Annotated in this window: 16 protein-coding genes; 4 read left to right on the forward strand and 12 right to left on the reverse strand. The window is 72.3% G+C overall.

Translation table 11 applies throughout. The features are described from left to right. Positions 1–23 precede the first annotated feature (23 nt). Complete coding sequence (locus ACWD3I_RS27000) at positions 24–1,406, forward strand: FAD-binding oxidoreductase (protein WP_365399269.1); 1,383 nt, start codon at positions 24–26, stop codon at positions 1,404–1,406. A 27-nt stretch (positions 1,407–1,433) separates the two neighbouring features. On the opposite strand, the gene ACWD3I_RS27005 is transcribed toward ACWD3I_RS27000, so the two are convergent. Next, positions 1,434–2,387: an LLM class F420-dependent oxidoreductase gene (locus tag ACWD3I_RS27005; protein ID WP_365399266.1), complete on the reverse strand. Its 954-nt coding sequence runs from the start codon at positions 2,385–2,387 to the stop codon at positions 1,434–1,436. A 92-nt stretch (positions 2,388–2,479) separates the two neighbouring features. Between ACWD3I_RS27005 and ACWD3I_RS27010 the strand changes: the two genes are divergently transcribed. Then, positions 2,480–4,108, forward strand: a complete 1,629-nt coding sequence (locus ACWD3I_RS27010; RefSeq protein ID WP_365399263.1) for a PucR family transcriptional regulator — start codon at positions 2,480–2,482, stop codon at positions 4,106–4,108. On the opposite strand, the gene ACWD3I_RS27015 is transcribed toward ACWD3I_RS27010, so the two are convergent. The 6 genes from ACWD3I_RS27015 to ACWD3I_RS27040 all read right to left on the reverse strand — a co-directional run bounded on the left by ACWD3I_RS27015 (position 4,105) and on the right by ACWD3I_RS27040 (position 10,238). After that, positions 4,105–5,241: a glycosyltransferase family 4 protein gene (locus ACWD3I_RS27015; RefSeq protein ID WP_365399261.1), complete on the reverse strand. Its 1,137-nt coding sequence runs from the start codon at positions 5,239–5,241 to the stop codon at positions 4,105–4,107. The two genes, ACWD3I_RS27010 and ACWD3I_RS27015, sit on opposite strands and share 4 nt — an antisense overlap. Before the next feature lie 222 nt (positions 5,242–5,463). Then, positions 5,464–6,228, reverse strand: coding sequence for a hypothetical protein (locus ACWD3I_RS27020; protein ID WP_365399258.1), 765 nt, complete (start codon positions 6,226–6,228; stop codon positions 5,464–5,466). A gap of 99 nt (positions 6,229–6,327) precedes the next feature. Continuing rightward, on the reverse strand, positions 6,328–8,046 hold the full coding sequence (recN, locus tag ACWD3I_RS27025; RefSeq protein WP_365399428.1) for a DNA repair protein RecN: 1,719 nt from the start codon (positions 8,044–8,046) through the stop codon (positions 6,328–6,330). Between the two features lie 161 nt (positions 8,047–8,207). Then, entirely contained in the window at positions 8,208–9,113 is a 906-nt protein-coding gene (locus ACWD3I_RS27030; protein ID WP_046256761.1) for an NAD kinase, read from the reverse strand. Continuing rightward, on the reverse strand, positions 9,110–9,925 hold the full coding sequence (locus tag ACWD3I_RS27035) for a TlyA family RNA methyltransferase (RefSeq protein ID WP_365399255.1): 816 nt from the start codon (positions 9,923–9,925) through the stop codon (positions 9,110–9,112). Before ACWD3I_RS27035 ends, ACWD3I_RS27030 begins: the two co-directional genes overlap by 4 nt. Before the next feature lie 7 nt (positions 9,926–9,932). Further along, entirely contained in the window at positions 9,933–10,238 is a 306-nt protein-coding gene (locus ACWD3I_RS27040; protein WP_365399252.1) for a hypothetical protein, read from the reverse strand. 42 nt (positions 10,239–10,280) lie between these two features. Between ACWD3I_RS27040 and ACWD3I_RS27045 the strand changes: the two genes are divergently transcribed. Then, positions 10,281–10,628 (forward strand): SCP2 sterol-binding domain-containing protein, encoded by a 348-nt coding sequence (locus ACWD3I_RS27045; RefSeq protein WP_365399249.1) that lies wholly within the window; start codon positions 10,281–10,283, stop codon positions 10,626–10,628. 1 nt (position 10,629) lies between these two features. On the opposite strand, the gene ACWD3I_RS27050 is transcribed toward ACWD3I_RS27045, so the two are convergent. The 4 genes from ACWD3I_RS27050 to ACWD3I_RS27065 all read right to left on the reverse strand — a co-directional run bounded on the left by ACWD3I_RS27050 (position 10,630) and on the right by ACWD3I_RS27065 (position 14,728). After that, positions 10,630–11,547, reverse strand: a complete 918-nt coding sequence (locus ACWD3I_RS27050; RefSeq protein WP_451084193.1) for an ABC transporter ATP-binding protein — start codon at positions 11,545–11,547, stop codon at positions 10,630–10,632. Continuing rightward, complete coding sequence (locus tag ACWD3I_RS27055) at positions 11,544–12,581, reverse strand: FecCD family ABC transporter permease (protein ID WP_365399246.1); 1,038 nt, start codon at positions 12,579–12,581, stop codon at positions 11,544–11,546. Before ACWD3I_RS27055 ends, ACWD3I_RS27050 begins: the two co-directional genes overlap by 4 nt. Beyond that, positions 12,578–13,621: a FecCD family ABC transporter permease gene (locus ACWD3I_RS27060; protein WP_365399244.1), complete on the reverse strand. Its 1,044-nt coding sequence runs from the start codon at positions 13,619–13,621 to the stop codon at positions 12,578–12,580. The genes ACWD3I_RS27055 and ACWD3I_RS27060 overlap by 4 nt, the downstream gene beginning before the upstream one ends. A 78-nt stretch (positions 13,622–13,699) precedes the next feature. Then, positions 13,700–14,728: an HAD hydrolase-like protein gene (locus ACWD3I_RS27065; RefSeq protein WP_365399241.1), complete on the reverse strand. Its 1,029-nt coding sequence runs from the start codon at positions 14,726–14,728 to the stop codon at positions 13,700–13,702. Between the two features lie 72 nt (positions 14,729–14,800). Between ACWD3I_RS27065 and ACWD3I_RS27070 the strand changes: the two genes are divergently transcribed. After that, a complete protein-coding gene (locus ACWD3I_RS27070; RefSeq protein ID WP_365399239.1) occupies positions 14,801–16,093 on the forward strand; it encodes a DUF1015 domain-containing protein in 1,293 nt (430 codons plus the stop codon). A 66-nt stretch (positions 16,094–16,159) separates the two neighbouring features. Here ACWD3I_RS27070 and ACWD3I_RS27075 read toward each other — a convergent pair whose 3' ends face one another. Continuing rightward, positions 16,160–16,948 carry a tetratricopeptide repeat protein gene (locus ACWD3I_RS27075; RefSeq protein WP_365399422.1) on the reverse strand — a complete coding sequence of 263 codons (789 nt, stop codon included), beginning with the start codon at positions 16,946–16,948 and terminating at the stop codon, positions 16,160–16,162. Between the last annotated feature and the right edge of the window lie 462 nt (positions 16,949–17,410).

The raw sequence follows: 17,410 nt of genomic DNA on the forward strand, positions 1-17,410 counted from the left end.
CCCTGCGAGAAAGGGGGCGCCCCATGGCATCCCCGTCGAAGGCGGGCACGGCACTCGCCGCGCTCCGCGAAGACCTGGTCGGCGACGTGTTCGCCCCGGGGGATCCGGGCTACGACGAGAACCGGACCGTCTACAACTCGATGATCGACCGCCGACCCGCGGCGATCGCGCAGTGCGTGTCCGAGGAAGACGTCGTACGGTCCGTGCGCTTCGCCCGTGACCTGGATCTGCCGATCGCGGTACGCGGCGGCGGACACAGCGTGGCCGGCATGGCGCTGAACGACGGCGGTCTGGTCGTCGATCTACGTCATATGCGCGGAGTCACCGTCGATCCGGCCGCCGCGGCGGTACGGGTCGCGGGCGGCGCCACGATGAGCGACCTGGACCGCGCCTGCCAGCCGTACGGTCTGGCCACCACCGGCGGACGTGCCTCGACCACCGGGGTGGGCGGCTTCGTGCTGGGCGGTGGCAGCGGCTGGCTGGAGCGCTGCTGGGGACTCGCCGTCGACAACCTCCTCGGCGTGGAGCTGGTCACCGCCGACGGCTCGCAGGTCCATGCGAGCGCCGACGAGAACCCGGAGCTCTTCTGGGGCCTGCACGGCGGCAGCAGCAACTTCGGCATCGCCACCGCGCTCACCCTGAAGCTGCACGAGCTGCCGGCGTTCTCCATCGCCCTGCTGCTGTATCTCCCGGAGTTCGGCCCTGAAGCCGTGCGCACCTACCGCGACATCATCGAGTCCGGCCCCCTGGAGGCGGGCGGCGCCGTCATCTATCTCACCGGCCAGGCCGAGGAGTTCATGCCGCCCCAGCTGGTGGGCACGATGCTGTGCGGTGCGCTGCTGACGTACGCCGGCACCGAGGAGGACATGCGCAAACTCGCCGAGCCGCTGCTGGCCCTGCCGCACGAGGTGGAGATCGTCGGCCAGATGCCCTACGCCGACGTCCAGTGCATGCTCGACGATCCGCCCGGCCTGCGGAACTACTGGTCGGCGGAGTATCTGACGGGCCTGCCCGACGACTACGTGGACGTCTTCTGCGCCCGCGCCGACTCCATGCCGGTCCCGAGCGGCACGCTGCACGTGCTGTTCCCGGAGGGCGGCGCGGTCGCCGACGGCCCGTCGGACTACCCCGTGCCGTACCGGGGCGCGCCGTGGGGCGTGCACCCCTTCGCGGCCTGGGAGGACCCGGCGGACGACGACCGGTGCGTGGAGTGGGTGCGCGAGGTCCGCGCGGACGCCCGCCCGTGGAGCACCGGTGACGTCTACCTCAACTTCATCGGCGACGAGGGCACGGAGCGGGTGGTGGCCGGGCTGGGGGCCGAGAACACCGGGCGGCTGGCGGCGCTCAAACGGGAGTACGACCCGGACAACGTCTTCCGGTTCAACCACAACATCAGACCGGCATGAGGTCCGGAGCCTGCGGAGGGTGGCCGGTCAGCGGCGGCCGGGGGCGAGCGCCGTCAGTGTCCGCCGCCCTCCCGGGTCGCCCGCGGTCGCCGGGACCAGGGCGATCTCGTCGAGCCCGGCCTCGGCGTACGCGTCGACACGCGCGCGTACGGCGTCCAGGTCGCCGACCAGACCGACCGTGGCGGCAGCCTCCGGCGGGAGGGCCCGCACCAGGGTGTCCCGGTCGGCGCCGGACGCGGCCAGCTCCACCGCCTCGCCGAACCCGGCGTCGGCGAAGACGTCGCTGTAGCCCGGCACGGTCAGATATCCGGCGATGCTGCCCAGCACCTGCGCGAGTGACTCCGGCGCCGGATCGACGGCCGCCGGCAGCCAGGCGGCCAGCGTGGGCGGTGTACGGCCCGCCTTCTCTGCCGCCCTGTCGAGCGCGCCGCGCAGTTCGCGCACCTGCTCCGGGGAGACGACGTCCAGCAGCATGCGGTCGGCGTGCGCGGCGGCGGTGGCGATGGCGCGGGGGCCGAACGCGGCCACGGTGAGGAGGCCGCCGGGCGCCGGCAGCCGACGGCGGAAGGCACCGACCTGTGCGCCGGGCAGGGCGTGCAGATGACGTCGTACGGCCTCGGCGCTCTCCTCCAGCACCGCCGCGGGCCGCACCCGGGACCGCCCGTGCACCCCCTCCACCACCCGCTTGCTGGACGTCCCCAGCGCCACGCCGGCCGGGCGACCGATGAGCGCGGCGACCGAGGCGGCGCCCCGGGCGATGGTGTACGGGTCGCGCACGTTCACCGGCACCGGTCCCGCCGTCACGGCGACCCGCTCGGTGGCGCCGCCGATGGCCGCGGCCAGGACGAAGGAGTCCCATGTCGGCCCCTCGCCCGCCCACACCTCCCGGTACCCGAGCCGGTCGGCGGCCACCGCCACCCGCACCGGCTCCTCGACCGGACTGTCGTCCTCCCGTGCCACGGCCACCACGCTGAAGTCCATGCACGCGCGCGTACCCGATCACCCGCGCCCCAACCCGCGACGTCGTCGCCCGGAGATGTGCCCGGGGCGCGGGCGCGGGTAGCGTCCGGCTCATGGACAGCAGATTCGACAGCCAGGGCGCCGGTATCACTGTTCAGCGGGCGCTGGAGCTGCCCGGCCTGCGCAGCGGCCTCCCCGAGATCCTCGCGGGCGCCGACCGGCTGCAGCGGCCGGTGCGCTGGGTGCACGCGGGTGAGGTGCCCAACATCGCCTCCCTGCTGAAGGGTGGCGAACTCCTGCTGACCACGGGCTACGGGCTCGGTACCCGTCCGGCCGAACAGCGTGCGTTCGTCCGCACTCTGGCCGAGCGGGGCATCGCGGCCCTGGTCGTCGAACTCGGCCCGCGCTTCACCCGCCTCCCGGCGGCCCTGGTCGACACGGCCCGCACGACCGGGCTGCCACTGGTCCAACTGCACCGCGAGGTGCCGTTCGTGACGGTGACGGAGGAGATCCACACCGAGATCGTCAACGGCCACTACGCGCTGCTCCAGCGGGCCGAGGAAGTGCATCGCCGCTGTACCGAGGCCCTGTTGGGCGGCGGCGGGGTGCCCCAGGTGCTGGGCATCCTGGCCGACTTCAGCGACAACCCGGTCTTCCTGGAGACGACCGACGGCCAGCTGCTGTACGCCGCCGGGGCGGGCCCCGAGGGCGCGGATCCGCTCCAGGTGTGGGAGGGGCTGCGGAGCCAGCACAAGGACACCCCGCCGGCCGGCTCCGTGCTGGTGGACGTGCCCGGGGGCGGCCCGGGCACGGGTTCGGTGCGAGCCCGGCTGGTCCTGCTCCCCGTGCGCGCTCCGCTCGCCCCTGTGCACCGGATGGCGGCCGAGCGGGCCGCGGGCATCCTCGCCGTGGTGCTGATGCAGGCACGGCAGGAGGAGGAGCTGGCCGCGCGGGGCCGGGGCGACTTCCTGACCGACCTCGCCGAGGGCCGTATCACCGCCGAGGACGCGCCCGCGCAGGCGCGCGTGCTGGGCTTCAAGCCGGGAACCAGTCCGCTGCTGCCCGTGGTGATGCGGCTCGGCGACGCCCTGTCCCCCGGCGGCGGCTGGGCGGTGCTGGCGCGGGCGGTGTCGGAGGAGCTGGCCGCCGTGGGGGTCCCGGTCCTGCTGGGCGTACGACCGGTCGAGGGCCGTGTCCTGGTACTGCTGGGCCTGCGCTCGGAGTCGGAGCGGGCGGCGGTCGCGGACCGGGTCGCGGCGGCGCTGCGGGCGGGGGTGGAGCGGGCCGGGATGCAGCGGCCGGGGGCACAGCCGCCGGTGGTGGTCGTCGGTGTGGCGGGCGGCTGGGCGGCGGCTTCGGCGGGGCTGCGGCACGCCGCGGAGACGGCGACCGCCGCGCAGGGTCTGTCGGACCGGCCCTGGTACGACGCCCGCCGCCTCGACATCGATCTGCTGCTGTGGCGGCTGCGCGACCATCCGGACCTCGCGGCCTTCGTCGACCGTGCGATCGGCCCGGTCCGCGACCACGACCACCGCTCCAAGCCACCGCTGCTGCCCACCCTGGAGACCTACCTCGCGCACGCGGGCCGCAAGGCGGAAACGGCACGCGAACTGCACCTGAACCGGCAGACGCTCTACAACCGCCTCGCTCGCATCGGCGAGTTGCTGGGCACCGACCTCGACGACCCGCAGACGGTACTGGCGTTGAGCCTGGCCCTGAGAGCCCGCAGGCACGTCCTCTAGACGAGGGGCCGTGGCTGCGTCAACTCGTCGTAGACGCTGAGCACCTGGGCTACGGTCTCGTCCTCGGACGGCCAGGTGGCGGCCTGGCGTACGCCCTTCGCCCGCAGCTCCTCGCACCGCTCGGGATCGCCGAGAAGGCGTACGACGGTGTCGGCGAGGGCCTCCGCGTCGCCGTACGGCACGAGTTCGGCGGCGTCGCCCACGAGCTCGGGCATGCTGCCGACGTCGGTCGCGACGAGCGGCACGCGCGCGTGGAGGGCCTCCTGGGCGAGGACGGAACGGGACTCCCAACTGCTCGACAACAGCGCGAGATCGGCGGCCGCGAGCAGCTCGGTCACGTCGTCGCGCCGCCCGATGAGCCGCACCGGCAGCCCCTCGTCCTCGATCCGGCGCTGCAACTCCGTGCGCAGCGGCCCCTCCCCCGCGATCACGACGAGCGGCACGGGGTCGAGCTCCCGCCACGCGCGCGAGGCGTCCAGCAGGGTGTCGTACCCCCGATGGCTGTCGAGGGAGCCGACGGCCATCAGCAACGGGCGCCCGGTGGCGCCGAGTTCGGCCCGCACCTTGGGCCGCGGCCGATCGGGGTCCTCGAGCCGCACGGCCTTGCGGACCCCGGGCAGTGCGACGGCGGCGAGCCGCGCGTCCCGCGCCCCCGTCGCCCGCGCCCGGTCGACCAGTGTCGAACTGGCCCCGAGGACCACGGAGGCGGCCTTCACGACCCGCCGCTCCAGCAGCCGGACCAGATGGGCCCGCGCCCCCTCGGCATGTGCCCGGTCGTGCCACGTGACGACGAGCGGAGTCCGCCGCCCGCTGAGCGCGAGCACCGCGCGGAACGAGGCGTGCAGCCCGTGCGCGTGGACGAGGTCGGCGTCCGCGCAGGCGGCACGCAACGCGGCGACGGCCCCCGGGTCGCTGCTGCGCGGCACGTGCACATGTTCGGCGCCGGCACCGCTGAAGTCGTAGGTGCGATCGGCGTCGACAGGGGCGCATACGGTCACCCGCACGCCCCTCGCGACCAGCCCGGAGGCCAGGGACCGCACATGCGCGCTGCTGCGGGCGTTGCCACCGCCGAGCACCTGAACGGTGCGCAGCGGCGACTGGCCGTGCGGTGAGTGGCTGCTCACGGGGGTCACGTGGCCGGGGCTCCTGGTTCGGGTCGGGCGGTCACGAGGAAACGTACAGAAGGTGTCGAGCGGAGGGGTGTACCGCGCGCTTCCTACGCGTACTGCGTTCTAGGCCAAGGATGCCAGCACGTACGGGTGTTCCGGGAACGCCGGAGGTGTGGGGGTTCTGGGAGGAGAGGGGGTGGGTCACTCACACGGGTGAGAAACGGGGCGTGGCCGGAGCGAACGGGGTCACTCGGGGAGCCCGAGCGGCAGCGATCGCGCGACCTCACTCACCCTGTCCCCGTACACGGCCGCGGCCACGACGGCGGCGGCATGGGCGACCAGCCCCGCCCGCCCGTTGCCGGCCACCGCGGCGGCGCCCAGAGCCGCGCCCAGCGCGTGCGCACCCGTGTCGCCGATCATCGTGCGCTCACCGAGGTCCTCCGGCAGCACGGCAGCGGCGGCGCCCACGACCGCGGCGGCCAACTCTCCCCCGGACCCGTTGCGCAGCATCCCCGGCACCCCGAACGCGACGACCGAACCGGCCGCCCGCCCCGGCCGCACATCCACCAGGTTGACGAAGTGCGCGGCGCCGGCGATGACCACCCCCGCCAGTACCTTGTCGACGACCCGCTCCTTGAGGAACGCCCCCGCGACGAGCCCTGCGGCCGAGATACCGAACAACTTGACGGCGCCGCTGGTGACTTCGCCTTCCCGCAACGCGCGGAGATGCGCACGGAAGCCACGGCGCGGGTCGTCTACACCGGCGACATCGTCGTACGCCCCACAGACCCCGGCGGCCGCCACGGCGAGCCCGGCGACGGGGTGGACGCGAGCGGCGACGAGCGCGGCGCCCGCCGCGGAGGCGGGGCCGGCGTACAACTCGACGGTGCGCCCGGCGTAGTTCTTCCGCTCCCAACGATCACGTCCGCCAGGAGCCTCGGCCCGCAGGGCACCGACGGCGGCGCGGGTGAGGACGGCGGCGAGAGCGAGGGAGACCGGGCGGCTGATCATCCGGCCACCCTAGTCCGCACGTCCCTTGAAGGACCCTGTGCGCGAAACGCCCTGCGCGTGAGGAGCCCTATCCGTGAGGAGCCCTGTGCGTGAGGAGCCCTACGCGTCCGCCCGAGCCGCCTCCAGCAACTCCTCCGCATGCGCCCGCGCGGTCTCCGAGTCCTCCTGCCCGGCGAGCATCCGGGACAACTCCCGTACCCGCTCCTCGCCTTCGAGGACCTTCACACCGGAGCGCGTGACAGAACCGTCGTCGGTCTTCTCGACCAGCAACTGCCGGTCCGCGAAGGCGGCCACCTGCGGCAGATGTGTCACGACCACGACCTGCGCGGACTTCGCCAGCTTGGCGAGCCGTCGCCCGATCTCGACCGCGGCCTTGCCACCGACGCCGGCGTCGACCTCGTCGAAGAGATAGGTCGGCACGGGATCCGTCCCCGCGAACACGACCTCGACGGCCAGCATCACGCGGGAGAGTTCACCACCGGACGCCCCCTTGGCGATGGGCCGCGGCGGCGCCCCGGGATGCGGAGCGAGCAGCAGCTCGACCTCGTCGACACCGGACGGCCCGTACGCGACGGCCCGTCCGCCGACTTCGACACCCTCCGCGTCCTCGGTCTGCCGGATGTCGAAGGACACGCGCGCGTGCGGCATCGCGAGCGAGGCCAGCTCCGCGGTCACGGCGGCGGCGAACCGCGAGGCCGCCTCCGAACGCGCATCCGTCAACGCCTGCGCCAGCCCGCCCAGTTCCGCCCGCAGCGCGTCCCGCTCGGCGGTCAGCTCGTCGATCCGCTCGTCGTCGCCGTCGAGTTCGGTGAGCCGCGCGGCCCCCTGCTCGGCCCAGGCCAGTACGGAGGCGACATCCTCACCGTACTTCCGCGTGAGCGCCGTGAGGGCCGCCCGCCGCTCCTCGACGGCCGCCAGCCGCAGCGGATCGGCGTCGAGGTCGTCGGCGTACCCCGCCAGCTCCCCCGCGACATCGCCCAGCAGGATCCCGATCTCCCCGATCCGGTCGGCGAGCGCGGCCAGCGCCGGGTCGTGCGACCGTACGGCCTCCAGGGCCCGCTGGGCGCCCGCGACGAGCGTGGCGGCGTCGATGCCCTCGGGGTCCTCGGGATTCCCGGCGAGAGCGGCGTGCCCGACCGTGGCGGCGGACGACAGGGCCTCCGCGTGCCCGAGCCGCTCGGCCTCCTCCGCCAGTTCGACGTCCTCCCCGGCACGCGGCTCGACGCCGGCGATCTCGTCGAGGCCGTAGCGCAGCATGTCGGCCTCCTGGGCCCGCTCACGCGCACGTGTGGTGATCTCGTCGAGCTCCACGGCCACGGCCCGCAGCCGCCGATAGGCCTCGGTGTACTTGGCCAGCGGCACGGTGACGGCGTCCCCGGCGTACCGGTCGAGCGCCTGCCGCTGCCGGGACAGCTTCAGCAACCCCTGCTGATCCGTCTGCCCGTGCACCGCCACCAGCTCATCGGCGAGCTCGGCCAGCACCCCGACGGGCACACTCCGCCCACCCACATGCGCCCGGGACCGCCCCTCGGCGGAAACGGTACGGCTGATGAGCAGCGCCCCGTCATCGAGCTCCGCCCCGGCCTCCTCGGCCCGCACCACGACCGCAGAGCCCGCGGGGACGCTGATCCGCCCCTCCACGACCGCCTTGTCGGCCCCGATCCGCACGAGCGCCGGGTCCGCCCGCCCACCGAGCAGCAGCCCCAGGCTGGTGACGACCATGGTCTTGCCCGCACCCGTCTCACCCGTGACAGCGGTGAACCCGGGCGACAGCTCGACGACCGCGTCATCGATGACTCCGAGCGACCGTATCCGCATCTCTTCCAGCACGGTGAAGACCTTACGAGGTAAGAGCAGCCAAGTGCGAGGCACCCTGTCACCCGGGGGAGGGAAGCGCCCCGAAGTGGCGCGGGGAACTGCGCGAGCAACCACGATCCCCCCGCACCCGCCGACGCTCCCCGGACGCCCCCCGCAGCCGCCTAGTGAGGCGCCCCCCGCCACCCGGATACGGGCAACGCGAACTTGGCCACCAGCCGGTCCGTGAACGACGCATGATGCAGCCGAGCCAACCGCACCGGCACAGCCCCCCGCCGCACCTCGACCCTGGCCCCGGGCGGCAGCTCGACGGTCCGCCGCCCGTCACACCACAGAACCCCCGGCGGAATATGTGGCAGAACCTCCACAGCCAACACAGAATCCGGCGATGTCACCAGCGGCTTCGCGAACAGCGCGTGCGCACTGATCGGCACCATCAGCAACGCCTCCACCTCAGGCCACACCACAGGCCCGCCGGCAGAGAAGGCATAGGCGGTGGACCCGGTCGGCGTCGACAGCACGATCCCGTCGCACCCGAACCCCGTCACCGGCCGCCCATCGATCTCCAGGACGACCTCGAGCAACTTCTCCGCGCCGGCCTTCTGCACCGCCGCCTCGTTCAGCGCCCAGTCCGTATGCACGATGTCCCCGTTGCTGTGCACGACGACATCGACGGTCATCCGCTCCTCGACCTCGTACGCCTTCGTCACCACCCGGTCGACGACCTTGTCGAGATCATCCCGCTCGGCCTCGGCGAGGAACCCGACGCGCCCGAGGTTGACGCCCAGCATCGGCACCCCGGAGGCCCGGGCGAACTCGGCCCCCCGCAACAGCGTCCCGTCCCCACCCAGCACGATCAGCAGCTCGCACCCGTCGAGGCACAGCGGAGTCGCCTCCTTGACCAGCTCCACCTCGTCCGGCAACGGCAGATCGGCGGCCTCGTACTCCAGCACCCGTACGCCGATGCCCTCACGCAGCAGCCCCTTCACCACCAGCTCGGCGCTGCGAATGGCCGCAGGCCGGCCGGTGTGGGCGAGCAGGAAAACAGTACGAGCTCGGTTCTGTGTCAACGAGGCCCCTCCGCCACTGCACGGTCAACGTCGGCCGGATCCAGGACAGGCGCCCCGGCACGCAGCCACAGAAAGTATTCGACATTGCCCGAGGGCCCGGGCAACGGACTTGCCGTGACGCCCTTCACCCCGAGCCCGAGTTCCCACGCCTTCTCGGCCACTCCACGCACGGCCTCCGCCCGCAGCTGCGGACTCCGTACGACTCCCCCACTACCCAGTCGTTCCTTCCCCACCTCGAACTGCGGCTTGACCATCATCACCAGATCGGCGTCCGGCTTCACGCACCGCGCCAGGGCGGGCAGCACCAGCCCGAGCGGAATGAAGGACAGATCCCCCACTACAAGATCCACGGGCTCCCCATCGATCGCTTCAAGCGTCAACTCGCGTACGTTCGTACGGTCCTTGACGGTGACGCGTTCATCGCTCCGAAGAGTCCACGCGAGTTGCCCGTACCCGACGTCGACGGCGACGACGTGCGCGGCCCCCGACCGCAGCAGCACATCGGTGAACCCGCCGGTGGACGCACCGGCGTCCAGCGCCCGCCGCCCCTCGACGACGAGCCCCTGCGGCACGAACGCCTGCAGCGCGCCCGCAAGCTTGTGCCCACCCCGGGACACATAGCCGGGATCGCCGTCGTCTTCCGAGACCACGATCGCCGCCGCCGTCTCCACCTGCGTGGCCGGCTTGGTCGCGACGGTCTTGCCGACACTGACCCGCCCGGCGGCGATCAGCTGGCTGGCGTGCTCGCGCGAGCGCGCGAGCTTCCGCCGGACCAGCTCCGCGTCGAGACGTTGGCGTGCGACTCCTGCCACGTTCGGTTCAGCTCCTATTGCCATACGAGGGTGAAGGCGCCCTCTGCTCATACGACGACGGGGGCGCCGGAGGTCCCGGGCGGGCGTCGAGCTCGGTGAGCGCGTCGCGCAGCCCCCGGTGTACATCCTCGTACACCTCGACGTGTCCGTCGGTGGCGAGGTGGTCGGCGTCGCCGAGCCGCTCCAGGTGGGCGTCCACCTCGGCGTTGCCGGTGGGGGTGCGGGAGACGTTCAGCGGGGCCGGGGCGGCGGGTTCGCGCTCCGGCCCCACCGCCTCCTCGAGGTTCTGCGTCTCCGGGGCTGCGTCGCTCATGCCCAGACGCTACCCCGAAGGGCTGGGGTACCGTCGATCTCGATGGCCACGATCGAGGAGTGCCGCGCCGCACTCGAAAAGCTCTCCGACACCATGCAGCGCGCCGAGGGGGACGTCCGCACGGCGGCGACCATGGACCGCTCGGTCAGCTGCCGGATCACCGACCTCGACACCACCTTCGTCGGCCGGATGACGGGCGGCCGGATCGTGGTGCACGACACGGTCCAGGGCCCTCCTCCCGAGAAGGCCCAGATCAGGCTGACCATGAAGGGCGACGATCTGGTCGCCCTGGTCGACGGCGAGCTGAACTTCGCCAAGGCCTGGGGCTCGGGCCGGGTCAAGCTGGAGGCGGGCCTGCGCGACCTGCTCCAGCTGCGCAAGCTCCTGTAGCTCAGGAGGCCTTGGCGGCAGCCACCTTCTTCACGTCCGTCTTCCTGTCCTCCACCCGCGCCTTCCGCGCCGCCGGCACCACCAGCGGCGTCGCCGTCTCCGGGTCGTCGATGACCTGGCAGCGCAGCCCGAAGACCTCCTCGACCAGCTCGGCCGTGACGATGTCGTTCGGCGCCCCCTCGGCGATGACACTGCCGTCCTTCAGGGCGATCAGATGCGTGGCGTACCGGGCGGCGTGATTGAGGTCGTGCAGGACGGCCACCAGCGTGCGCCCCTGCTCCTCGTGCAGTTCGGCGCAGAGATCCAGTACGTCGATCTGGTGCTGGATGTCGAGGTAGGTCGTCGGCTCGTCCAGGAGCAGCAGCGGGGTCTGCTGGGCGAGCGCCATGGCGATCCACACACGCTGGCGCTGACCGCCGGACAGCTCGTCGACGTACCGGTCCGCGAGCTCCGCGACCCCGGTCTGCGCCATCGACTCCTGCACGACCCGCTCGTCCTCGGTCGACCACTGGCGCAGGATGCCCTGGTGCGGGTAGCGGCCACGGCCCACCAGGTCGGCGACGGTGATCCCGTCGGGCGCGATGGACGACTGCGGCAGCAGACCCAGCGTCCGCGCGACCTTCTTCGCGGGCATCGACTGGATGACCTGCCCGTCGAGCAGCACCCGGCCCTGGTTCGGCTTCAGCATCCGCGACAACGCCCTCAGCAGCGTGGACTTGCCGCACGCGTTCGGGCCGACGATCACGGTGAAGGAGTTGTCGGGGATCTCCACCGACAACTGCTCGGCGATGACGCGCTGGTCGTAGGCGAGGGTGACGTTCTCGGCGGAGAGGCGGTTCACGGTGCTCCTTCGGGTGTTCTGGTTCGCCCGGGTGTTGTTCGCCGAGCCGCTCATGTCCGGCTTCCGCGAGCCGCTCATATCCGGCCCGCCTTCCGTTCGGTGACCAGCAGCCACAGCAGATAGACACCGCCGAGCACACCGGTGACCACGCCCACCGGCATCTGGTCGGCGCCGAAGACCTTCTGCGAGATCCAGTCGGCGCTGACCAGCAGGGCGGCCCCCATGCACAGCGAGGGCAGCAGGTTCGGTCCGGGCGAGCGGGTCAGTCGTCTGGCGAGCTGCGGCGCGGTGAGCGCCACGAAGCTGACCGGACCGGCGGCGGCGGTCGCGGACGCGGTGAGCAGGACGGCGGCGATCATCAGCAGCCCCCGCACCCGCTCCACGCGCACCCCGAGGGCGTTCGACACGTCGTCGCCCATCTCCATCATCAGCAGCCCGCGCGCGTTGGCGAGGACGAGCGGCACGAGGACGGCGCACAGCCAGAGCAGCGGCCACACCTGGTCCCAGTCACGGCCGCTGAGCGAGCCGGTCATCCAGACCATCGCCCGGGCCGCGTCGACGATGTCGGACACGGTCAGCAGATAGCCGTTTACCGCCGTGAGGATCGCGGACACACCGATGCCGACCAGCACCAGCCGGTATCCGTGCACACCCTGCTTCCACGCGAGCAGATAGATGGAGAGCCCGGCCACCAGACCGCCCACCAACGCCCCGACGGTGACCTCGGCCGCGTTCCCGGAGAACAGCACGATCATCACGAGCGCACCGGCCGTCGCCCCCTGTCCGAGACCGAGGATGTCGGGGCTGCCCAGCGGGTTGCGGGACACGGCCTGGAACAGCGCCCCGCCGAGCCCGAGCGAGGCGCCGACCAGCAGCCCGACGAGGACCCGGGGCAGCCGCAGCTCGTTGACGATGAACTCCTGGCCCGCGTTCCCGTTGCCGAGCAGCGTCTTGAGCACGTCGCCGGCCGGGATCGGGAAGTCGCCGGTGCCGATGAGTACGACACTCGCGGTGAGCGCGGCGGCCAGGAGCAGCAGTACGACGGTGAAGGCACGGACGTCGAGGCGGACCGACAGCCCGCCCGGCGTCCTGATGGCACGGTTGGTCTTCACAGCTGCGCCGTCCTCCGCCGTCGTACGAGAAAGATGAAGACCGGGCCACCGAGGATCGCGGTGACGATGCCGACCTGAAGTTCTGAGGGCCGGGCGACGATCCGGCCGATGACGTCGGCGCCGAGCAGCAGCACGGGCGACAGGACGGTCGCGTACGGCATGATCCAGCGCAGGTCGGGCCCGGTGAAGGAGCGCACGACGTGCGGCACCATCAGGCCGACGAACACGATCGGTCCGCAGGCGGCGGTCGCGGCCCCGCACAGCACGGTGGCGGCGAGCATCGACAGCGCCCGGGTGCGGTTGAGGTCGGCGCCGAGCGCCTTGGCGGTGTCGTCGCCCATCTCCATGGCGTTGAGCGGGCGGGCGAGCGCGAGGGCGAGGACGGTGCCGACCGCGAGGAACGGCAGGACCTGGAGGATGGTCGACTCACTGGCCGAGGAGAGCGAACCCACCGTCCAGAAACGCATCTTGCCGAGCGCGGCCTCGTTCGTGATCATCACGGCCTGGAGATAGCCGTAGAGCGCGGCACTGATCGCCGTGCCGGCGAGCGCGAGCCGCACCGGCGTCGCCCCCCGGCTGCCACCGAGGAACCACACCAGCGCCCCGACCGCGGCCGCGCCGAAGAAGGCGAACCAGACGTAGCCGGTCAGGCTGGTGACACCGAAGTACGTCATGGCGGTGACGACCGCCGCGGACGCACCCGCGTTGATGCCGAGCAGCCCGGGGTCGGCCAACGGATTACGCGTGAGCGCCTGGAGGACCGCGCCGGACAGACCGAGCGCGGCACCGGCCAGCAGACCCAGCAGGGTCCGCCAGAGCCGCTCGGTGACGACGACATCGCCGTATGTCCCCGAGTCCTCGAACAGGCCGTGCCAGACCTGCCCCATCGACAGCTCTTTCGCCCCGATCGCGATGCTCGCCAATGCGACGAGCACCAGGATCGCGACGGACACGAGCAACCCAAGGGCGCGTATCGCCTGGCGGGTTGGGGGCGCGGGGGCGGTCTCCGCGCGCTGTTCGGGAGGACTGTCGACCAACACGCAGTTAGGTTAGCCTACCCTCGGATTCAGCCACGATCCCGCTGCACGGGTTCACAGGGCGGGCACCAAGTGCACCCCTCACAGACCCAACCGCGCGAGCGCCTTCCCTCCGTCCAGCTCGGACGTTCCCGCACCGGCCGCCGTCCACGCCGCCGCACACAGCGCCCGCAGCCCGTCCAGGGCCTCCCCCTCACCGTCCAGTTCCAGCCGCTCGGCACCGGCCGTCGCCGTCCAACCGCCGCACCGGAACCCGCCATCCACCTCGGTGACTTCGGGCTGCCCCGTGAGCATGCCGCGCAGATCAGCGTCGACATACGTCGGCCGGTGCTGCGGCGGCGCGGCCAGCAACTGCGCCCCGTCGGTCACCCCGGTCAGGACGAGCAGCGAGTCGACCTCCCCGTTGAACGCGCCCTCGATGTCCGTGTCCAGCCGGTCCCCGACGACCAGCGGCCGCTCGGCGCCGGTCCGCAGGATCGTCTCCCGGTGCATGGGAGGCAACGGCTTGCCCGCGACCTGCGGCTCGGCCCCGGTCGCGATCCGCACGACCTCCACCGCCGCCCCGTTGCCCGGCGCGATCCCGCGCCCGCTGGGAATCGTCAGATCGGTGTTGGACGCGAACCACGGCACCCCGCGCGCGACAGCGTACGAAGCCTCAGCGAACCGCCCCCACGGCAGATCCGGGCCTCCGAACCCCTGTACCACCGCGGCCGGATCGTCATCGGCCGACTCGACGGGCTCCAGCCCCCGCTCCCGCAGCGCGACCCGCAGCCCCTCCCCGCCGATCACCAGCACCCGCGCCCCCGCGGGCACCTGCTCACTGATGAGCCGCGCGACGGCCTGAGCCGAGGTGATGACGTCACCGGCCTCCGTCGGTATCCCCAGCTCGGTCAGATGCTCGGCGACGGTGTCCGGCGTCCGCAGCGCGTTGTTGGTGACGTACGCGAGATGCATGCCGCCGGCCCGAGCCGTGGCCAGCGACTCGACGGCGTGCACGATCGCGTTCCCGCCCGCGTACACCACCCCGTCGAGGTCGAGCAGCGCGGTGTCGTACGCCTCGCTCAGGGCCTGGCCACTGCCCTCGGGCCTCGTCCTGACGCTCTGGCTCATTCCACATCGCTCCTCGCTCGACGGCTTTCCCCCGATCATCCCTCACACCACTGACACACGTACGATGCCGGGATGAACACCGCAGGTCACTCGGAAGCAATGGCGCGCCGGGGCCTGGAACTCACCCCGTTCCGAGGCCTTCGATACGACCCCGACCGGGTCGGCAGCCTCGCGGCCGTGACGTCCCCGCCGTACGACGTCGTCGTACGCCCCGACGGCGTCGTCCACCTCCAGTCCGCGGACCCGTACAACATCGTCCGACTGATCCTGCCCCAGGCGATCACTCCCACGGCCCGCAACGAACAGGCGGCCGACACCCTGCGCCGCTGGCTCGCGGAGGGCGTCCTGACCGCCGACCCCGATCCCGGCCTGTACGTCTACGAACAGCGCGCAACCGACGGCATGCTCCAACGCGGCGTCATCGGCACCCTGCGTCTGTCGGATCCGTCGGAGGGCGTGGTCCTGCCGCACGAGGACGTCATGCCGCACGTGGTCGCCGACCGCGCGGCCCTCATGCGCGCCACCTCCGCGAACCTGGAGCCCCTGCTCCTCACGTACCGCGGCAACGGCTCTCCGACCGACACGACAGCCGTCGTCGAACGCACGGCCGAGCAGGAGCCGCTCCTGGCCACCACCACCGAGGACGGCTACCGCCACCGCCTCTGGGCGATCACCGACCCCGCCGACGTGGCCGCGATCCAGACCGACCTCGCCGGCCACCAGGCACTCATCGCCGACGGCCATCACCGCTGGGCGACCTCCCTCCGTCTACGCGCGGAGCACCCCTCGCCCAGCCCCTGGGACTTCGGCCTCGTCCTCCTGGTCGACACGGCCCGCTACCCCCTCCGCGTCCGCGCCATCCACCGTCTTCTGCACGGCCTGCCGGTAGCGGACGCCCTGGCTCCACTCGAGGGTCTGTTCCGCATACGCCGCCTCGACCTCCCCTTGGCCGAGGCCCTGGACACCCTCGCCGACGCGGCCTGCGCCGGCAACGCCTTCCTGCTCGCCGGAGACGGCGCCTTCCACCTCATCGACCGCCCGGACCAGGACCTCCTCGCCCGTACGGTCCCCACGGACCGTCCCGCGGCCTGGCGCACCCTGGACGCGACGGTCCTGCACGCCACCCTCCTCGACCACGTCTGGCACGTCCCCGAGGACGACCCGACCCGCATCGCCTACATCCACGACACCGCCGCCACGGTCCGCAAGGCGGAGCGCGACGGCGGTACGGCCGTCCTCATGCACCCGGTCCGCGAGGAGGTCGTCCGCGACCTGGCCCGCCAGGGCGTCACGATGCCCCGCAAGTCGACGTCGTTCGGCCCCAAGCCGGCGTCGGGCCTGGTGCTGCGCGCACTGGAACTCTGAGCCGTCGTAGAACGACAAAGGGCGGGATCCCGTTGAGGGGATCCCGCCCTTTGTCACTTACGGACGTCAGTCCTTGTCGTCCTCGTCCGTTTCCACGTCATCCGCTTCGGTTACGTCCGCTTCCGCTTCCGCTTCCACCTTCTCGGAAACACCCTCGGCCTCGACGTCGCCCTCTTCACCGAGCGCGTCGACGAAGTCGACTCCGTCCATCTCCGCGAGCCGGTCCGAGGCGTCCGTGCTGCCGTCCTTGTCGGACTCCACGGCCTTCGCGAACCACTCCCGTGCCTCGTCCTCCCGGCCGGCGGCGAGCAGGGCGTCGGCGTACGCGTACCGCAGACGCGCCGTCCACGGCTGTACGGAGTTGGAGGCCAGCTCAGGGCTCTGCAGCGTCACGATGGCCGCGTCCAACTGCCCCAGATCACGCCGGGCACCGGCCGCGACGAGCCGCATCTCGACCTGACCGGCCTTGTCCAGCTTGTTCACGTCGGGCGCCCCGGCCATGTCCAGCGCCTTCTCCGGCCGCCCGAGGCCACGCTCGCAGTCAGCCATGATGGGCCACAGCTCCGCACCCCCGGTCATCCGCCGCGCGGCCCGGAACTCGGCGAGCGCCTCGGAGTACTTCTGGTTCGCGTACGCCGCGAATCCGGCCGCCTCCCGTACGGCGGCGACACGCGACGCCAGCCGCAGAGCGATCTTGGAGTAGGCGTACGCGCCCTCGGGGTCCTCGTCGATGAGCCGGGCGACCATCACCAGGTTCTTGGCGACGTCCTCCGCGAGTGTCTTCGGCAGGCTCTGGAGCTCCTGCTTGACGTCCTTGTCGATCTCGTCGCCCGTGACGTCCTCGGCGATCGGCAGCCGCTTGATCGGCTCCCTGTCCCGGTCCCGCTCGTCACGGAAACGGCCGCCACCGCGCCGGTCGTCTCCGCGGTCGTATCCACCACGGCTGTCGTCACGCCGGTCGTCGCGCCCACGGAACCCTCCGGGACGGCCACCGCGGTCGTCCCCACGGGGCCCTCCAGGACGGCCGCCTCGGTCGTCCCGACGCGGTCCGCGGTCACCCCGGTCGTCCCGGCCACGGAAGCCACCACGCTCTCCGCGGCTGTCGCCTCCACGGTTGTCGTCACGGCGGAACGCCGGACGCGGCCCACGGTCGTCACCACGGTTGTCGTCACGACGGAACGCCGGACGCGGCCCACGGTCGTCACCACGGTTGTCGTCACGACGGAACGCCGGACGCGGCCCACGGTCGTCACCACGGTTGTCGTCACGACGGAACGCCGGACGCGGCCCACGGTCGTCACCACGGTTGTCGTCACG

Source organism: Streptomyces sp. NPDC002817 (assembly GCF_053592055.1).

What these genes read in the sequence shown, in the direction of transcription:
- ACWD3I_RS27000 (WP_365399269.1), top strand. Translation starts at nt 24, where the DNA reads ATGGCATCCCCGTCGAAGGCGGGCACGGCACTCGCCGCGCTCCGCGAA.
- ACWD3I_RS27005 (WP_365399266.1), bottom strand. Translation starts at nt 2,387, where the DNA reads ATGGACTTCAGCGTGGTGGCCGTGGCACGGGAGGACGACAGTCCGGTC.
- ACWD3I_RS27010 (WP_365399263.1), top strand. Translation starts at nt 2,480, where the DNA reads ATGGACAGCAGATTCGACAGCCAGGGCGCCGGTATCACTGTTCAGCGG.
- ACWD3I_RS27020 (WP_365399258.1), bottom strand. Translation starts at nt 6,228, where the DNA reads ATGATCAGCCGCCCGGTCTCCCTCGCTCTCGCCGCCGTCCTCACCCGC.
- recN (WP_365399428.1), bottom strand. Translation starts at nt 8,046, where the DNA reads ATGCGGATACGGTCGCTCGGAGTCATCGATGACGCGGTCGTCGAGCTG.
- ACWD3I_RS27040 (WP_365399252.1), bottom strand. Translation starts at nt 10,238, where the DNA reads ATGAGCGACGCAGCCCCGGAGACGCAGAACCTCGAGGAGGCGGTGGGG.
- ACWD3I_RS27045 (WP_365399249.1), top strand. Translation starts at nt 10,281, where the DNA reads ATGGCCACGATCGAGGAGTGCCGCGCCGCACTCGAAAAGCTCTCCGAC.
- ACWD3I_RS27050 (WP_451084193.1), bottom strand. Translation starts at nt 11,547, where the DNA reads ATGAGCGGCTCGCGGAAGCCGGACATGAGCGGCTCGGCGAACAACACC.
- ACWD3I_RS27065 (WP_365399241.1), bottom strand. Translation starts at nt 14,728, where the DNA reads ATGAGCCAGAGCGTCAGGACGAGGCCCGAGGGCAGTGGCCAGGCCCTG.
- ACWD3I_RS27070 (WP_365399239.1), top strand. Translation starts at nt 14,801, where the DNA reads ATGAACACCGCAGGTCACTCGGAAGCAATGGCGCGCCGGGGCCTGGAA.